The organism is Pontibacter virosus (assembly GCF_003096355.1).
GTDB classification, from domain to species: Bacteria; Bacteroidota; Bacteroidia; order Cytophagales; family Hymenobacteraceae; genus Pontibacter; species Pontibacter virosus.
The window spans coordinates 275,328-292,366 of the sequence record NZ_QEKI01000006.1 but is presented as its reverse complement, the minus strand read 5'-3'; the positions used below and the strand labels follow the sequence as shown (position 1 = coordinate 292,366).

The window sequence follows — 17,039 nt, the reverse complement described above, 5'->3', positions numbered from 1 at the left end:
GGATTTGCCTTAAACACCAAAGAAAGATTTGAGAACCGTGGCCACGATCACCAGGAAGATGCAGCTGCCAAACCAGGCGGCGGCAATTTTGCCTGTGTCAGGCTCCCCGGCGTTCCACTTCTGATAGACTTTCACGGCCCCCACCAGGCCGACAATGGCCCCAATGGCATACATCAGACTGGTGCCCGTGTCAAAATAGCCGCTGATCATATTAGTGGCCTGCTGGATGCCGGCCTGGCCATCGCCTGTCTGGGCTTGAGCCGCCAGCGAGGAGAGGAGGAGCGCGACAATCAGCAGCGCAGGGCCACTACCCTGAGAAGGGCGGGAGCGTAAAGAGAAGAGCTTTTTCATCGGTTGCATTTTTATGTTAAGAATGATTTGTTTTTCAGATTAGGCCGGATGGGGGAGATCGGTTTCCGCTGCGGCCAGGTCAGTGGCCGTAAGGGGAAAGGAGAGCTTCGCGGGGCCTTGCTCCAGCAGATAGCGCTGCACGGCCAGCTTTTCATCCGCTGTGTGCATATGGCGCTCATCGAGCAGGTGCAGGAGCGAGAGAAACGCTGCTTTATCCAGGCCCATCTCAGCGGCACTCTCCAACAGGGAATCCAGCTCGGTTAGCAGGTCGGCCTTCAAAGTTGAAAGCGTTTGGGGCGGGGCCGCTTCAGCTGGCGCTACCAGTAGGTCACTGGCTGAAGAGAGGGAAGGTGCCGCCTCGGGGAAGGCGGCACCCAGGATGGACTCCTGCGAGGGGGATGGCCGAGGGGCCGGCAGGCCTGCCCTAAGAAAAGTCTGGCTAAGCTGGTGCTTGATGTCGTGTCTGTAAAAGAGGAGCAGGACGGTCAGGTAGTAGAGCACCAGGACCGTTCCGGCAGTCAAAAAGAAGTGGGACCAGGAGATGTCAGTAAGCATGGCTGTTTTGTTTTAACCCGACGCCCCATGCGGCGGGCTTGGTGAAACAAAAGTGGGGAAGGCCACAGCCCCTTCTTCACAAGGGATCCCGGACTTGGGAAATATTAATGGAAAATAATTTTCAAACCCTCTTCCACTAAAACCCCACCACTACCATGGCGTGGGCATGTGGGAAAGTCCAGCGGACCTTTTCCATATACCCACGCCCTTTGTGTCAGGCGCTGGCATCAGGCACCATCCAGCGCGTCCATGCGGTGCAACAGACGCTCGCGCATCAGGTCCAGAAACTTGGTGCGGCTGTCCTTTTTGCGCTGCCGCACTTCCTGGAAGGTGCGGTAGACATTGCCCAGCTTCACTCCAAAAAATGTCTCCAGTCGTTCGGTGATCTCGCACAGGTCGGCCGTGCCGTTGTTGATCTGGCCCGACTCGAACAGGCCATAGGCCAGCTCGATCAGGTATACCTTGGAGCCGGTCCAGGTCATAACGGGCCCAGCTTGGGGGGCGGCGAAGTCCACCTGTCCCTGTTCAAGTCGGTGGATGGTCTGGATCAGGTAGTCCCCCAGGCGTCGGTTGGCCTCCAGGCGCGCCACGATGTAATCATAGTGCGTGCTGAAACGGGTATCGGTATCCATTGAGGAGGTACTGTACTGAAAAGGCAGGTCCGCCCTCCCCCGCACAAAAAGGCGGCTGTCCAGGTAAGTGGAGCCCGACAGCAGGTACTGGTAGAGCTGCACGTGGTGGTCGTAGAAGACGCGGATCAGGAGCAGCTCGTTCTCATAGTGCCGGCGTAGGTCCTGCAGGCTTCCCAGGGGTTTTTTGAGCTCGATCAGGGCCAGCCGGGCATGGTAGATAAGCAGGCTGGTAAATTTGGGTTTGATCTCTTTGAAGAAGAGAATTTCTTCGGCTTCATCTGCGAAAGTGTGCGTGATCACCTGCTGCTTGAGTACATCGATGGCCTCCCGGATGTGCTGCAGGAGCCGTTCCTGGCGTTGCGCTGGAGCGGAGAAAGGCATTGCCTCCGTTTCCCGGAGCTGCTGCGTCAGCTCCTCGTAGAGTTGGTTTGCTTGCTGTATCATATCAATTTGCTGTATAGGTGTACCAAGGTCTTGTAGCCCCAGCCATTGCCTGCTAAGGCCAGGTAGGGGTGAACCTGTGCTGTTGCCGCTGGGCGGCGCAAAGCCACTAAGAAGGGGTAAGGAATCAGCGCGGGGATGTTGGCAAATTTTGATGAAACCAGCTGAAAGACAGGATGATTGTATTTATAATTAATTGAAATATAGTAATTTGTGATTTTAAACAGATGTTAAGAATGTGATGAACCTTTGGTAAGGATGGAGGAAATGATGTCCCGTACCTCTTGCTTGACCTGCCGGTACTGCCGCTGCACCGTATCAGGGTCCACCTGCCGGATTTGGGGAATGGGGCAGTAGCGTTTTTCCTCCCGGGCAATGGCCTGGTGGTCATTTAAGATGGTGGCGTGAAAGGCCTTGAGGCGTATCGGGCAGGCGGGTTCATCGGCCACGATGCCGACAAACTCGCCCGAGGAGAGGGAGGCAATGGTAGCGGGAGGCACGGCCGCATCCAGCTGGGTGGAGCGGCTCACGGAGGTGTCGCTGCTGTTGATGGACAGGCTCTGCCGCTCCTGCACAATCTTACCGAAGCGCTCCGAGAGCTGCCGTGCCGTCTCCCCCGAGACCTGCCCGCTGATGATATTGCCCACGATGTTCATCACCACCTCCGCCTGCTCACGGCCATAGTCTTTCTTGAGCTGGCTGTAGTCCTGCACCGCCAGGGTGGTGGCCACCCGGTTCGAGCGGGCCGTGGCGATCAGGCTGTCAATGCCATTGAAGTAAATGGTGGGAAACTCATCAAAGACCAGGCTGCTGGGAAGGCGGCCTTTCTGGTTGACCAGCTTGATGGCCCGCGACACATACAGCGAGAGCACCGCCCCATACACCTGTTGCTTCTGGGGGTTGCCGGCCAGGCAGATGACTTTGGGAGCCTGCGGGTTGTTGAGGTCCAGTGTGAAATCGTTGCCCGAGAGCACATAGTAGAGCTGGGGCGAGGCCAGGCGCGCCATGCTGATCTTGGCGCTGGCCACCTGTCCCTCCAGCTGCTCCATGGCCTCGTGCTCAAAGGCCGAAACAAAAGGGTTGATGAGCACCTCGATCTCGGGCTCGGTGCGCAGCACGGCAAAAAGCTCGGCGTAATCCGTCTGCATAAGTTCGATCACATGGGGCAGCGTGCAGTAGCGCCCCTCTTGGTAGCGGCGCAGAAACCAGATGATGGCCGTGACGAAGTTGATGGGGGACTCCACAAAGAAGTCCCCCTGCTTTTTGATCCACTCGCGGTTAAGCCCCAGCATGATGGTGCGGGAGGCCTCGGTGGCGTCCGTAATGTCTGTCATGGAGACCGGGTCCAGCGGATTGCAGCGGTGCGTGCGCGCGAGGTCATCGAAGTTGATGAGGTAAAATTTCCGCTTTTCGTCTTGTTGCCTGAGCAGCGCATTATAGGCGATGCGGGTCAGGTCATCGTACTTGAAATCATAGAGGAACAGGGAAAAGCCTTTGGCAATGTGCTGCGTGATCACATGCTGGATGACAAAGTAGGATTTGCCGGCCCCGGGCGTGCCGATCACCAGCAGCGCCCGGAAGGGATTGATGAGGTTGATCCAGCTGCGGCGCACCTTGCCCTTGAGTGTATACTCGGCCGGTAGGTTCACGGAGTAGCTGTTTTCCAGCAGCCGCTCCTCTTGGGGAAAGGACTGGTTGTGGCGGTTAAAAATGTCGGCAGAGAGGCGCTGCCACAGGAGGCGCGAGCAGCGCGTACCCCCGGCCAGCAGGAGCAGGTAGCCCAGTAGGGTGGTCCCCAGGTAGGCGCCAGCGACCCGCGTAGCGGGACTGACCAAGAGCAGGTGACTGGCACTGTAGAGCAGCCCTCCCGGCAACAGGTAAGCCAGGAGCTGGCGGTATCCTAGCCGCTCATCCTTTTTGCCGCGGGCACCCAGCAGGGAAATCCCCAATAGGAGTCCGGCGGCGGCTTTGGCGCGCCAGGGCTCCTGGAAGAAGGAAACCTGTGCGGCATTCCAGGCCACCCGGTCTATTAGCGGATGGGTCAGGTCCAGGTCCCGGAAGGCGGCATGACAGACGATGTAGCCGTGCAGGAGCAGCACCGCCAGGCTCAGCAGCCGCGTAAAGTCCAGGACCTGGCGCAGTCCCTGCAGGTTTTCGCCGGTATTCATGGTATTACAGCTTTGGTCTTCGACGTTTGCGTTTCCTGGGGTGTTTGCGCAGGTCATAGGCCAGCGCCTCGGTTTGCGGCTCCGCCTGCAGCAGCGCATGCAGCAAGTCCTGGGCCTGGAAGTCCTGGTGAGGCAGGGAAGCTTGCCGCTGTACAGTCGCGTGCAGCGGTTCTTCCTGCTGTTTACCCACTTGCCGGCCGGCCGGAACATGCCTTGCAGGCAAGCGGGCGAGGAGCGCCTTGGCGCTGTAGGACTTGCCCAGCTCGCTCCCGTTGAAAACCGCCCTTTGCCCGTGATCCAGGAAGGTTACCCCATACACCTGCCCAGTGGCGCTTTCCCGGAAAAGGACCTGCACCTCCACCTGCTCCAGGCAGGCGGCCAGGGAGGCTCTGTCCTGCGGCCGCTGGCTTTGCAGGGCTTCGTCCAGCGTCTGCTTGAGCTTTTCGCGCAGGGGTTTGCGCAGCAGCTTGTGCTGGGCAAAGCGTTTTTCCAGAGACGCCAGGGTCGGTCTGCCCGGTAGGCTGCTGGCTTTGAATGGCACGCCCACTGGCTGGCCCTGCCGGTCCAGGAGGCGGTAGTGCAGCCCGCCTTTGCGATACATCTGCGTCCCTTCGCCTCCCCGGTCCGCCCGCACCCGGAAGACGCCCAGCGCCGCGTTCAGCTCAGCCAGGCTGGTATAGCTGTAGGTGCGGGTCACCACGCTCACGATATGGGCGATGCTGCGCTTTGTTTCAGAAACCCCATAGCGGGCAGGGGAAAGCGGCAGCCGGAGCAGCGTGTCGAGGGGCGTTTCGGTTTGTCCTTCCGCCGGCTTCAAATGATAAGCCAGCTCCAGCGCTTTGCGGGCCGGCTCGGAGCGGTCCCTGCCCAGGTTGTGCAGGGGGATGCGCGTTCCGTCCGGCTGGAGGTTGGTCGTCACGATGTGCAGGTGGGGATGGGCCGCATCCAGGTGCTGATAGACCAGGTAGGGCTGCTCACCAAAACCGATGCGGTCCATGTAGTCAGTAGCCAGGCGCTGCAGCGTCGCTTGTGGAAGCTCCTCGCCCCGGGCAAAGTTGAGGGAGATGTGCACGCAGTTGGTTTTGACCCGCGGGTTTTTCTCGGTCAGCCGCTCAAAGCGCCGTAGCTTGTCCTCCCAGTTTAGGACCTGGGGGTCCTGCAGAAAACGATGGGCCAGCAAGAGCGTCGCCTGCCCTTCGGCTACTTTGTGCTCGTTGTAGCGCAGGGCTCCGCGGATGCTCTTGCCGGTGCTGATGCGCGCTACCATCGACGGGCCAGCTGAGACAGGAGCGTGAGCAAGGTGTTGATTTTCTGCCCGACCAGCCGGTACTGTTCCAGGGCCTGCTGCGCCAGGAACACGCGCTTGTGGGCCTGGGTGGAGGCATTGAAATGGCGCGTGATCTGGTTGATGTTTACGCCGATGGCCCGGAGCTCCTCCCGCACGCTGGCCAGCTCTTCCACCACCCCGTCCAGGGAGGTGTCCTTGTGGAAAAGGAGGATGCGCCGGTTCTCCAGGATGCGGCGAACGACCTCTCCCACGGAGCGGCAGTCGCTCTGCTGCGCCAGCTGGAGCAGCTTCTCATACTCCTGCTGCCTGACGCGAAACAGGATGGTCTGGGAGAGCAGGGCTGCTGTGTCTTTTGTTTTCTTTCTAGCCATAGGTATGCGCGTTTATAAAATCAAACCCCGAGTTCCGAGGGGTGCGGGGAGCAGCGATCTTGTATGCGAAAGTACATCTTGCTCGCTGCACCGAACCGCAGCGGCTTGTTAGCCAGGGCCTTTGCTGCTTCGGGCGTCGGAAGAAATAGAAGCGTGTTCATCGCTTCCTGTTTTTTTTAGTGAAGATGGGCCGTCGGGCGCAGCGGAATTCACAAGCCCGGCCGGAGTAGGGAGAGAAAAGGCAGCTAAAATTTCCCCTCTTGTGGGGCACTTGTGAAGAGCGATGTGGCGGATCCCCCACCTTAGGGGCCTAACCAAAATATTATTGCTATGTCCGTAGAACTTATCACCAAAGAAGACCTGCAATTGTTTCGCAGGCAATTGCTCAAAGACCTGCAAGGGCTGCTGGGCAAACCGCAGCGTCAGGCGCTGCTGCCGGTGCTCAAATCCGCCGAAGTGCGCCGGCTGCTGCAAATCTCACCCTCGACGCTGCAGACCCTGCGCCTCAAGGGCACCTTGCCTTACGTGAAAGTGGGCGGCACGCTTTACTACCGGATAGAGGACATCAACCGGCTGCTGCAGGGAAAGGAGGCACAGTCATGAACTACATCTCCCACCTGACCGGCTTTTTCGGACGTGTTTCCCGTGACTACCGGCTCAACCCTACGCACATCAGCCTCTACATGGCCCTGTTTCAGCAGTGGAACCTGCACCGCTTCCGCAACCCCATCTCCATTGCGCGGGAGGAGGTGATGGCCACCTCGCGCATCCACTCGCGCGTGACCTACCACAAGTGCCTCCGCGAGCTGCATGCCTGGGGCTTCCTGCACTACATGCCCTCCTATAACCATTACCGGGGCAGCCTGGTCTATATGCTGGCATTCGCCGCGGAGGGGCAGGGCAGGCAGCAGCAGGATATTTCTTGTACCGGAGCTGGACAGGAGCTGGATGCGGGCTGTACCGGAAGTGAACAGGAGCTGAGCCCTTCTATAAACAAGACAAACCCCTTAAAGCTTCTAAACAATTTAAAAAGGAGAGAACACGCGCGCGCAGGTGAAAGCGGGACAGCCGATGAGCAGGCTTCTGAAAGCAGCGAAAGAAAAGAAAAAGCTTGCGCCGAAAAAGAAAAGAAAGCAGGCCAACCCCTCACACCGCCCGCGCTGGAAGAGGTGCAGCGCTTTTTCCAGGCGTGTGCCTACCGGGAGGTGGAGGCCCTGCGCTTCTTTCACCACTACAGCGCCAACGGGTGGAAAGTGGGCAGCCAGCCCATGCAGGACTGGCAGGCGGCGGCGCACAAGTGGGCCTGCAACGCCTTCAGCCAGGGGGAGGCAGGTGCTTGTGCAAAGGATCAGCCAGACGTGAGAGACTATGCAGCGCCCCTCTAACCCGGTGGAAGGCAAACAGGAAAAGGCGCGGCTGCGCTGGCTGGAGTGGCAGGGGAAGCGGCTGTACGGGGAGCATTTCCAGCTTTACGAGGAGGACCATGCGCTGCTGGGCAAGCTGCTGGCTTACTTCAGCGGGGACCAGGCGGCCGGTGAAGCGGCGGGGCTCCATCTTCGGAAGGGGATCCTGCTCACGGGCCCCATCGGCTGCGGCAAGACCTGCCTGATGACCCTGCTACGCCTGGTGTTGCCCGCGGCCGAGCGGTACCGGATCCTGTCCTGCCGACAGGTAAGCTTTGCCTTTCAGCGCGACGGCTTTGAGGTGATCGGGCGCTACAGCAACGGAGGCGGCAAACCGGCCGTGTACTGCTTTGACGACCTGGGCGCAGAACAGGTGCAGCGGCACTATGGGAATTCCTGCCAGGTGATGGGGGAGGTCTTGCTCAGCCGCTACGATTTGTTTGTCTCCTCCGGTCTGAAAACCCATCTGACCACCAACCTCACCAGCACCGAGATCGAGCAGGTGTATGGCCCCCGGGTGCGGTCACGGATGCGGGAGATGTTCAACCTGGTCCACTTTCCGACGCATGCGCCAGACAAACGACGGTGAAGGTATACACGCTTGATGCTTCGCGTTTTTTAAGAAGATAAAAATAGATCAGCTGGCCCTGCCGGCCTAATATTTATTGAAATATTAAAAATTAGCTATATTAGGGCTGTTCCACTGCTTCTAACCACCTAGCTATGTTCAAACTTTACCCCAGGCTGCTGCTGCGCACACCAGCGTATTCCTATGCCACCTATGCGACGGCTGACCTTGGCCAACTGCTACAGGACCCTTACTTTCGGGCGGCCTTGCAGCTTGCCAGTCGTTCCCTTTTCCATGCCTTGGAGGCGGCGGGGTTCCACTATGATGCCTTGTCCCCGAAAGTCAAGTCGAGCCTGGCCAAGTACCTGAACAGGATGTGTTTCCGGCCCACGCCCTTTGGTCTTTTTTCCGGTTTCTCCCTCGCTTCCTGGGGGGCTGCCACACCGCAGCCCCTGCAACTGGAAGTGAGGTCATTGAAAGTACACCTTAGCCTGGCCTTTGCCGACACCTTGCCCTTAGCCGAGAAGCTGCTGGCTGAGGAGCTGGCGCCCTTTCAGCGTTACAGGCCGAACCGATCGCTTTACAAGGGGCAGGGCGGCTTTCGCTACCTGCGCGTTGAGGTTGATGCCCGGCAGCGGAGGAGGAAATTTTCCGTTGACGGCCTCACCAGTGATGCTTTGCTTCAAGCTGTGCTGCGGTTTTGTCAGACCGGGCCCTCGAGGCAGGTGATCATCGACTTTGTTTCGTGCCAGGCAGGAGTGGAGACGGAGGAGAGCGCAGCCTATGTGGAACAGCTGTTAGCCCAGCAGGTGCTTGTCTCTAATCTGGGGGTTAATATCACAGGGCAGGATTACCTGCTGCGTTTGCTAAGGCTTTGTGAAAAGCATGGGGTGGATACGCCCAGGACGCGGCGCTTGCAGCAATTGCTGCAGGAACTTGGGGCGGCTGGGGAGCCGGACGCATGCGGGCAGCAGACCTTGGTCTCCTTAAAAGCAAACAAGGAGCAGCATCAGGAAACCTTTTATGCCAACCTGGAAAAAGGTCTGGCAGCTGACAATATGTGTAACTCCTATCAGAATAAAATCTTGGAGGCACTGCGCTGCCTGCAGCGCCTGGTCCCACAGGCAGCGCCTGCAGGGCTACAGGAATTTGTCAGCGCTTTTGCGAAAAAGTTTGAGGAGCGTGCGGTGCCGCTACTGGTGGCGCTTGACCCGGAGTTGGGGGTGGGGTATGCCGAGCTGGCAGTCAGCCACCAGGTACCGAAGCTGCTGGAGGACATTTCTTTCATTGGCCCTGAAACCGGCAAGCAAATGTTGGAGTGGTCGGCGGCGCATGCGCTGCTGCTGGAGAGATGGCAGGCAGCCGGCCCTTACCCTGCTGCCATCCGTTTGACGGAACAGGATCTGGAAAGTCTACCTGCAGTGGAAGGCGAAGGCGTACTGCCGCCCAGCGCAGCGGTACTGTTCCGGGTACTGGGCCAGCAGGTCTACATCGAGCAGGCGGGAGGCGTGAGTGCCACAGCCCTGCTAGGCAGGTTCACGCCATTGAGCCCGGCCGTGCAGGATATGACGCGGGAAATCGCGCATATGGAAGAGCAGGCGAACCCGGAGGTGGTATTTGCCGAGATTGCCCATGTGGGGGATGCTCACACCGCCAATATTGACCGGCGCGCAGCCATCCGTTCCTATGAAATACCGGTGCTCGTGCAGTCCACGCTCCCTGAGGAGCGACAAATTCAGTTGTCAGAGCTTTGGGTGCAGGTGGAGAGAGGAGAAGTGGTGTTGTGGTCCGAGCGCCTGCAAAAGGTGGTCGTGCCGCGTCTGGGCTCCGCTTTTAATTTTGTGCGCGATGACCTGGCCATCTTCCGTTTTCTGTGTGATTTGCAGTACCAGGGCGTTCAAAGTAATTTCAGTCTGGATCTGAGCCGCTTTTTCCCAAAGCTCAGCTATTATCCACGGGTGGAGTACCAATCGGCTATCCTGCAGCTGGCCAGCTGGCAGCTGGGAAAAGAGCAGCTGGAGCGGATCTTTCAGGCAAAGGCGGAGCAGCAACAAGCGCAGCTGCTGGCATTGGCGCGAGCGCTGCATTGGCCGCCTTACCTGGCCCTGACGCAACATGACCACCAGCTGGTCTTTCACCTGGAAGCGGAAAAGGACCGCCTGCTGCTACTAGAGAACCTGAAAGGCAAATCGGAAGCAGTACTTCGGGAGTTTCCTTTTGCAAGTGAAGAGGCGCCTACCGTAGTGGATAATGCGGGTCAGCCCTACGTTCAGCAGTTCCTGGCCGCGGTGTACCAGGAGCAGCCGGTATACCGGCACAGCGTACTTTCATCTTCTTCCAGAAGGAGGCCCTTGCTAAAAAAGCGGAAGCTGGTGCCGGGAGATGGCTGGTTGTATTTTAAAATCTACTGCCACCCTGCCCGCGCTAACAGTATACTGACGCAGACACTGCAACCCCTTCTCAGGACGCTTGAAAAGGAGGGAAGCATCAGGCAGTGGTTTTATGTGCGGTACCGCGATCCGGCCTATCATGTGCGGCTACGGCTATGCCTGGCAGGGGGAACGGATAGAGTGGCGCATGTGCTGGACCAAATGCGCCGGAAGCTGGGCAGGCTCCTAGCACAAGGGAGCGTGCAGGATTATCAGCTAGCCGTCTATGAGCGGGAGCTCGAACGATACGATCCAGCCCTGATGGATAGCGTGGAGCAGGTGTTCTGTGCCAGCAGTGCCCTGGTGACAGCCTATCTGAGGAAAGCACCTTTCGCTGAGGAAAATTATGCCTACTATGGCATGGCTTTCCAGGGCATGGAGACTATGCTGGAAGCTTTCGGCCTGGATATTCACGGGAGGGTAGATTTGCTAGGGGAAATGTACTCTTCCTTTTTCAAGGAGTTCGGGGCGACAAAAGCGCTTCAAGTGCAGCTTGCCTCCAAATACAGGGAGATCAGCCAGCTTCCCGGCGTCCTTCCAGGAGCAGGCGGCACCGACTTGCTTCCAAAGTTGAGCCGGTTCCAAAAACGATTTAAGGAATGTTTAACGAATGTGGCGCAGCAAGCCGGGTTTCTCCAGCCCGAAAGACAAAAGCAGTTCGTATCCGACCTCATCCACATGCATCTGAACCGCCTGCTGGTGGATCAGCCGAGGCAGCAGGAGCTGGTGCTGTATTACTGTCTTTGGAAGCATTACCAATCGGTTGCCGCCAGGATAAAGCAGGGGAAACAGTTCACAGGTTGACACCAGCTAATTAGTGGTTCCATAGCTTATGTTCTGTTTTCACCCTTTCATCTAAACATCCATTTTATGAAACGTTTAGCTGCGTTTATATACGCTTATTTACTTTTCCTTAATTGGCTGAATATCATCGAGGCTATTTCCTGGCACAAGAGACTGCTGTACTCAATCAGATAAGCACCTGTTGATTCACCTTCATGGTATGATTTACAGAGTCATGCCTTCTGCAATATCTTCTATTTGACAAATTAGAATAAGTCAGTTGTTAAGTTTCTGGAAAGGCACTATATTAGTAAAGCACTATGGAAGAATTGCACGTTATGTAGCAATTGATTTGGTACTCCGCACATAGTGCAGATAAGCCGAATAGACTTCCATTTAGCTACGAGTTGCCAGTAATTGTAATCATGAAAAAATTGACGTTGTTACTTCTTCTGATGTGTCTGCTCTGTGAGAAAAGCTTTTCACAGATAGAAATTCATGGAGTAACAACATTAGTAACTGACGGTATCAAATCTGACTCTGTTAATCTTTCACCAAACAAGGAATTTGAGAATCGAATCAAACTAAAACCCATAGACAAATCAGGTAACAGAGTTGAAATTCGATTCTACGAGCATGAAACATTGAGCAGTACCAAGGACTTGAAAGTTTTAGAACTGAAAGGAGATTCTTGGACAGGAACACAATACAAAGAATCTAATTACCCTAAAATCAGGATAAAGAAGTTTGAATTAGTAGCTCAAAATGGATTTGAAGAATTAGTTAAATTGCTTCTTCAAAACAACTTGACAAGACTCCCAAGCCAAGAAGAACTTAGCCTCAAAATGAAAAAGTACGCCATGCTCAATGGCAAAAGAGTGGAAAAAGCTATTCAAACAACTGACGGGCAAAGCTACACAGTTGAGTTCAAAATAGGTGACAAGTACAGAGTGTATATTTTTCATAACCCAGACACATACTCTTCTTTCTATGATGATGTGCAGGAGCTGAAAGACTTTGTGGCTATAAAGAACATCTTTGAAACAGAACTAAAGAGAAAATAACTTCTGGCAACAAAGTTCATAATATAGGCTTCGGCTATGCCTCACCCATATCATGCACGAGCCGTTAGGTGTAAACTTTGATGACAATTAGGCATATATGAGTAAAGTTCCCAATAGGACTCCTTTCAAGAAACGCGGTTATGAACCACATGCAACATTTAATACTAAATTCGCTGGTGCAGTTTATGATATAGTTGGAAAGTTTGTTAAGACCAAGGTAATTAATCATGGTTTGACGAAAGGTGAGGAACGTGAAGATCCACTTATTGAATTTTTTAAAGATAATTTACCTAATACATATTCTGTTGTCAAAGGTGAAGTTGTCGACAAAAGAAACAATAGTAGTCAACAGATGGACGTAATGATTTATGACAATGCAAGGAACATTCCTTTTTATAGTGGAGGTCATTTTATATTGCCAGCTGAAGCGTTGCTTGCAAGTATTGAAATAAAATCAAAGCTTACTCAAGAAGAAACTCGCAAAATTCTTAAAAGCGTCAATACACTTAAAGCGTTAAAGCCTTTTGGACAACCAGTTGATATTTCTAAAAGACAAAGAACGGTTGAAGAAAAGGTGACCTGTCGATATTTCCATACTGTTTTTGCTTATGACACAGATCTTGCCGACAGCGATTGGGCAAAAAAAGAAGTTGAAAGAATTAGACGAATTGCTACAGAAGAGAAAATTGATCCTACGCTGATTGATAGAGTTTTTGTTCTAAATAAAGGACTTCTAAATCCCGTTGACTCTATTATTAAAGAAAGTAAGGACAATGCTGAAAGTTTGCTGTATTTTTATATGAACCTACTAAATTTTATTCAAAGAGAAAATAACAGGCGACAAACTGTTCCATATCTTGACTATGCAGGAAAGTTATCTAAGGGCTGGACAAAAATATAAGTCTACGCCTAACAGCACCTACCCGTAAGCGGCTCCTCAATGATTAAATCAAACGTTGTGCTTCTATTAAACTTTGGTGTTTATCTGACGAATCACACCGTAATTGCCACCTTCGGGTAGCTGCAATCCGTTGAATAAAAAAGTTGAAACACGAAAAGCCCTATAAACTAACTATTGCGTTTTAAGTAAGGGGTAAACCGATAATTTAAGGCAAGCGCTTACTCTTCCAAAGCCTAGCGTTCACCTTTTCCAGAAACGCAGCGCGGTAGTTGGCGCCCAGCGGCAGCACATCGTCGTTATCCAGTATAAGCTGGTGGCCCTCCACCGCCTTCACGCGGGAGGTGTTGACGATAAAGGACTTCTGCACGCGCAGGAAACGCTCTTGGGGCAGGTACGCCTCCATTTCCTTCATGGTCAGGTAGGTGATATGTTTCTCATGCATCGTATGGATGCGGATGTAATTCTGCAGGGCCTCCACGTATAGCACATCCTGCAGGTCCAGCCGCATGATCCTTCCCTTTACATCGCTCTTGATAAAGAAATAGTCCTCCTGCTGTGCTGCACCTACAAGAGTATTAGTCTGGATACGCTGGACCGTTTTGAGAAAACGCTCATAGGTGATGGGCTTGAGCAGGTAATCCACTGCGTTCCTGTCAAAGGCCTGCAGGGCGAACTCCTCATAGGCGGTGGTAAACACGATGCTGGCATAGGGGCTCAGGAAATCCGCCAGCTCAATACCTGAGAGCAGGGGCATGTCCACATCGACAAACACCAGCTGCGGCCGCACCTGGCCCGAGCTGATCAACTGCAGGGCTTGCAGGGGGTTGTCCGTAGCGCCCACTAAGGAAAGCCCTGGGGTTTGTTCCACATAGCGCGTCAGGATCTGGATGGCGTGCGCCTCGTCATCTACAATATAAGCAGTAATCATAGCGTGTTGATTTGAAGTTGAACCTTATAGAAATGCGCGTCCTCCTGAATGGCAAGGGAGTGGTGGCCGGGGCCATACGCGTTCAGGAGCCTGGTTTTGACATTGCGGAGTCCGATGCGATGCCCAACCTGGACAGGGGAGGACCTCTTCTTATTCCTTGTCTGAAAGGAGAGGGTGCCGCCTTTCTCTCGGAGGCTGACGCTGGCCGGGTAGGCCGGGTCTGTCAGAACGCCATGGCGGAACATATTTTCCACGAGGGTGAGCAGGAGCAGGGGCGGAATGCGCATCCCTTGCAGCTGCCCCTCCGCCTGCAGCCTGAGTTGCAGCGGATGCTGAAAGCGAAGCTGGTTGAGGGCAATGTACTTTTGGATGTGGTCCAGCTCACACTTTAGATCCGTTTTGCCGTCTTCGTGTACGGTTGCCAGCGCATAGCGCATTACCTCGGAGAGCAGGAGTACCCCTTCCGACACCCTGGGCGACGTGTCGATGGCCTGGTTATAGAGAAAGTTCAGCGTGTTAAAGAGAAAGTGCGGGTTGATCTGCGCCTGCAGGTAGGCATTCTGGGCCTTGACCAGATCCTTTTCCAGCTCCGCTTTCTCCTTCTGGGCGATCAGCTGCTGGAGCTGCAGCTGGGTGATGGTTTTCACATGCTTGATCGTGCGCCGTACCAGCCAATAGGTGGTGCTTAAGCCAATGAAGTAAATCCCACGCCAGAGGTAGCTGAGGATAAATTTCTGCTGGAACAGAACGAGCTTCGGTTCTGGACGGAAAAGGTTGTAAAAGAGATCAAACCCGAATTGGAGGAAGATGTATAGGCCCAGCTCCAGGGGCAGGAGCAGGAAAAGCAGCCAGGTAGCCTTGCGGGTTCCAAAACAATAGGTGAGCACCCCATGCGCGGTCACATAAAACAGCAGCATGTTGCCTAGGTAGAAGCCGACATACTCCCACCAGTACACCCGGCTCGGGGTGGCCGTGAAAAAGATAATGGAGACTTCGTAAGCGATGAAGACTGCCCAGGCCAGACCATGCGTCCCTACCCGGCGGAAAGGGAAATGTGCCATCGTAGTTTTATTAGGGTAGAACAAGCTACTCACATTGCTTTTATAAATATAGCGATATTTTCATGTAAATTATAGCGGGGTTCGTCTAAATTTTTTCCCTTTCAGCACAGTGACGTCTAGGTTTGTTTAAAAAAACACGCCATGAAGCAAAAAATCAGAAAACTGAAAGTACAGGCAAAACCTCTGTTTGCCTTCCGGGCACATGTACCTGCTGGTAATTTCCCATCCGAGGACCCTACCACGACAACGGTCACCATCACCACCTCCCTCACCACCCTAACGGGCGCACTGCGCTAGCGCCACTTTACCCTTTTGAATAGGAGGCATGACGAGGCAGGTGAAGGAACTGGTACAGGCGCTGATCAAAAGGCTTCGGGCGCAGGAGCAGGGTATTAGCTGGGAGCCGGAAAAACTGGAGGCGCTCCTAACCGACATGCTGGGGGAGAGCCGCTATACGCAGCGGCAACTGCTGTTGAGTACTGGCCAGTTGCCCGAGCACCTGTACTTTGTGGCGGAAGGGCTGCTGCGCGGCTACTGTTATGATGATGCCTCCGGCCGGGCCATCACACTGTATTTGTGGCAGCAGGCCTCCTGGGCCGTGCCCCTCAATGCTTTCATGAAGCGGCAGCCTTCTGACCTTTACCTAGAGGTAATGCCCGGCAGCGTGCTGCTGTCCCTGTCTTATGGGCAGCTGACGGCATTAAGAGCGCAAGTGCCAGCCATCGATTCTCTGCTGCGGGAGCTTCTCCTGCACTACTACGCCTTCCATAAAAAACGGAGCCAGGACCTGCTCACGCGCTCGGCCTGGGAGCGCTACCTGGACCTGCTGCAGACCCACCCCCGGATTGAGCAGCAGGTTTCCAAGGAGGTGATCTCCTCCTACCTGGGGGTGACGCCCCAGTCGCTGAGCAGGCTGATCCGGGAGAACGGCCACCCCTGAACCTATCCAATTCTGATCCTTTGTTCCGTCATTTTGTATCCTTTCTTACCTGCTTTCCTATCCTATGGCAAGCAATTTTGCTCTGCCTGGCCGCTACCTTTCGCATAAGCTTTCAGCGGAACAACCGGGTATAGGAACTGGTCAATACTACGGGTCCGCCAGATCATCTGGGAGCTGTCAATCAGTAGCAATCAAAGGCAGTAGCATGAAGAACACAGAGAAACACCTCCTGATGTGGGTGAAGCTGGCCCTGCTCACGCTGTGGATCTATGCGGCCCTGAGCAAGCTGCGCGAGGTGGAGGTATTCGCCGCGCAGCTAGCGCTCCAGCCCTTGCCTGACTGGCTCGTCCCTTACCTGGTCTGGGCGCTGCCTGTCACGGAGCTCGCGGTAGCGGGCTTGCTCATTTTCCGGCGCTCCGCGCAAGCGGGGCTGTGGCTTTCGCTCGGCCTGCTGCTGCTTTTCACGGGCTATGTGGCGCTGGCCGTGCAGGGTGTCTGGCAAGACCTGCCCTGCGCCTGTGGCGGTGTGCTGAGTCAGCTGGGATGGCGGGAGCACCTGGTGTTTAACCTGCTGTTTACCGCCGTGGCGGTCTATGGGGTGGTGCTGTGTAAGAAAGAGAAAGGAGCGGGCGGGATCGGGAGAGCCGCCTCCTCGGGTGCGGCGGCCTACCAAAGTGGCGGCAATAATTAATTTTTTTAAAACTTAAATTTCCGAGCATGAAAAAGTTGAAAGTAAATTTCCTTGCCCTGGCTGCTGTGTTGGTGGCAGGCGGCACGATGGCCTTCAGTTCGCCGGCTACCTTGCAGTCCGGCTGGTACCTGGTTGAAGGCGACGCCATTGGCAGCCCGACCGCCGGGCCGAGCGGTGATTGCAGCCCCATTAACACCAGCAAGCTGTGCATGGTGGAGCTACAGTTAGGTCACAATGAACCGATCCCCGAGACCGTGTCTGAGGCGGATGCCAATGGACAGGTAACGAATAGAGCAAGCAGACCATTCTAAAACTGTCTTAGACCACTAGGAACAGGTACCCGGGGCTGAACATGAAAGCCCCGAGTACCTGTTTTTTTTTATCTAGCCGGTGAAGGAATTGGAAGGAGGCAGCGAAAGAGAAAAGACGCCCCTGCAATGCGGGGACGCCTTTTAGGTTAATCTA

General features: G+C 55.0%; 18 protein-coding genes. 10 read left to right on the top strand and 8 right to left on the bottom strand.

The genetic code is table 11. From position 1 onward, the window contains the following. Positions 1–9: 9 nt before the first annotated feature. From C8E01_RS11795 to C8E01_RS11770, 6 genes are all read right to left on the bottom strand, one after another. Positions 10–351: a DUF4134 domain-containing protein gene (locus tag C8E01_RS11795; RefSeq protein ID WP_116543640.1), complete on the bottom strand. Its 342-nt coding sequence runs from the start codon at positions 349–351 to the stop codon at positions 10–12. Positions 352–390: 39 nt separating this feature from the next. Next, a complete protein-coding gene (locus C8E01_RS11790; RefSeq protein WP_116543639.1) occupies positions 391–906 on the bottom strand; it encodes a hypothetical protein in 516 nt (171 codons plus the stop codon). Positions 907–1,133: 227 nt separating this feature from the next. Further along, positions 1,134–1,982: an RteC domain-containing protein gene (locus C8E01_RS11785; protein WP_116543638.1), complete on the bottom strand. Its 849-nt coding sequence runs from the start codon at positions 1,980–1,982 to the stop codon at positions 1,134–1,136. Between the two features lie 227 nt (positions 1,983–2,209). Further along, positions 2,210–4,147: a conjugal transfer protein MobC gene (gene mobC, locus C8E01_RS11780; protein ID WP_116543637.1), complete on the bottom strand. Its 1,938-nt coding sequence runs from the start codon at positions 4,145–4,147 to the stop codon at positions 2,210–2,212. A gap of 4 nt (positions 4,148–4,151) precedes the next feature. Then, on the bottom strand, positions 4,152–5,414 hold the full coding sequence (locus C8E01_RS11775; protein ID WP_116543636.1) for a relaxase/mobilization nuclease domain-containing protein: 1,263 nt from the start codon (positions 5,412–5,414) through the stop codon (positions 4,152–4,154). Beyond that, the gene (locus C8E01_RS11770; RefSeq protein ID WP_116543635.1) at positions 5,408–5,806 is read right to left on the bottom strand and encodes a plasmid mobilization protein; all 399 of its coding nucleotides are present in this window, start codon (positions 5,804–5,806) and stop codon (positions 5,408–5,410) included. Before C8E01_RS11770 ends, C8E01_RS11775 begins: the two co-directional genes overlap by 7 nt. A gap of 330 nt (positions 5,807–6,136) precedes the next feature. Here C8E01_RS11770 and C8E01_RS11765 point away from each other — a divergent pair, with 330 nt between their 5' ends. From C8E01_RS11765 to C8E01_RS11740, 6 genes are all read left to right on the top strand, one after another. Next, complete coding sequence (locus C8E01_RS11765) at positions 6,137–6,409, top strand: helix-turn-helix domain-containing protein (RefSeq protein ID WP_116543634.1); 273 nt, start codon at positions 6,137–6,139, stop codon at positions 6,407–6,409. Then, positions 6,406–7,191, top strand: coding sequence for a transcriptional regulator (locus C8E01_RS11760; protein ID WP_116543633.1), 786 nt, complete (start codon positions 6,406–6,408; stop codon positions 7,189–7,191). Before C8E01_RS11765 ends, C8E01_RS11760 begins: the two co-directional genes overlap by 4 nt. After that, complete coding sequence (locus C8E01_RS11755; protein ID WP_116543632.1) at positions 7,175–7,798, top strand: P-loop NTPase family protein; 624 nt, start codon at positions 7,175–7,177, stop codon at positions 7,796–7,798. Before C8E01_RS11760 ends, C8E01_RS11755 begins: the two co-directional genes overlap by 17 nt. 134 nt (positions 7,799–7,932) lie before the next feature. After that, on the top strand, positions 7,933–11,010 hold the full coding sequence (locus tag C8E01_RS11750) for a lantibiotic dehydratase (protein WP_116543631.1): 3,078 nt from the start codon (positions 7,933–7,935) through the stop codon (positions 11,008–11,010). Positions 11,011–11,414: 404 nt separating this feature from the next. After that, the gene (locus C8E01_RS11745; protein ID WP_116543630.1) at positions 11,415–12,053 is read left to right on the top strand and encodes a hypothetical protein; all 639 of its coding nucleotides are present in this window, start codon (positions 11,415–11,417) and stop codon (positions 12,051–12,053) included. A gap of 97 nt (positions 12,054–12,150) precedes the next feature. Then, on the top strand, positions 12,151–12,954 hold the full coding sequence (locus C8E01_RS11740) for a DUF6602 domain-containing protein (RefSeq protein WP_116543629.1): 804 nt from the start codon (positions 12,151–12,153) through the stop codon (positions 12,952–12,954). A gap of 205 nt (positions 12,955–13,159) precedes the next feature. Here C8E01_RS11740 and C8E01_RS11735 read toward each other — a convergent pair whose 3' ends face one another. Together C8E01_RS11735 and C8E01_RS11730 are read right to left on the bottom strand one after the other, a co-directional pair. Then, on the bottom strand, positions 13,160–13,882 hold the full coding sequence (locus tag C8E01_RS11735) for a LytR/AlgR family response regulator transcription factor (protein WP_116543628.1): 723 nt from the start codon (positions 13,880–13,882) through the stop codon (positions 13,160–13,162). Beyond that, positions 13,879–14,943, bottom strand: a complete 1,065-nt coding sequence (locus C8E01_RS11730; RefSeq protein WP_116543627.1) for a sensor histidine kinase — start codon at positions 14,941–14,943, stop codon at positions 13,879–13,881. Before C8E01_RS11730 ends, C8E01_RS11735 begins: the two co-directional genes overlap by 4 nt. A gap of 141 nt (positions 14,944–15,084) precedes the next feature. Here C8E01_RS11730 and C8E01_RS21645 point away from each other — a divergent pair, with 141 nt between their 5' ends. The 4 genes from C8E01_RS21645 to C8E01_RS11715 all read left to right on the top strand — a co-directional run bounded on the left by C8E01_RS21645 (position 15,085) and on the right by C8E01_RS11715 (position 16,885). After that, positions 15,085–15,240: a hypothetical protein gene (locus C8E01_RS21645; protein WP_165820619.1), complete on the top strand. Its 156-nt coding sequence runs from the start codon at positions 15,085–15,087 to the stop codon at positions 15,238–15,240. 28 nt (positions 15,241–15,268) lie between these two features. Further along, positions 15,269–15,883: a Crp/Fnr family transcriptional regulator gene (locus tag C8E01_RS11725; protein ID WP_116543626.1), complete on the top strand. Its 615-nt coding sequence runs from the start codon at positions 15,269–15,271 to the stop codon at positions 15,881–15,883. A gap of 64 nt (positions 15,884–15,947) precedes the next feature. Continuing rightward, a complete protein-coding gene (locus C8E01_RS11720) occupies positions 15,948–16,574 on the top strand; it encodes a MauE/DoxX family redox-associated membrane protein (protein WP_116543625.1) in 627 nt (208 codons plus the stop codon). A 26-nt stretch (positions 16,575–16,600) separates the two neighbouring features. Beyond that, on the top strand, positions 16,601–16,885 hold the full coding sequence (locus tag C8E01_RS11715; protein WP_116543624.1) for a hypothetical protein: 285 nt from the start codon (positions 16,601–16,603) through the stop codon (positions 16,883–16,885). The last annotated feature ends 154 nt before the right edge of the window (positions 16,886–17,039 follow it).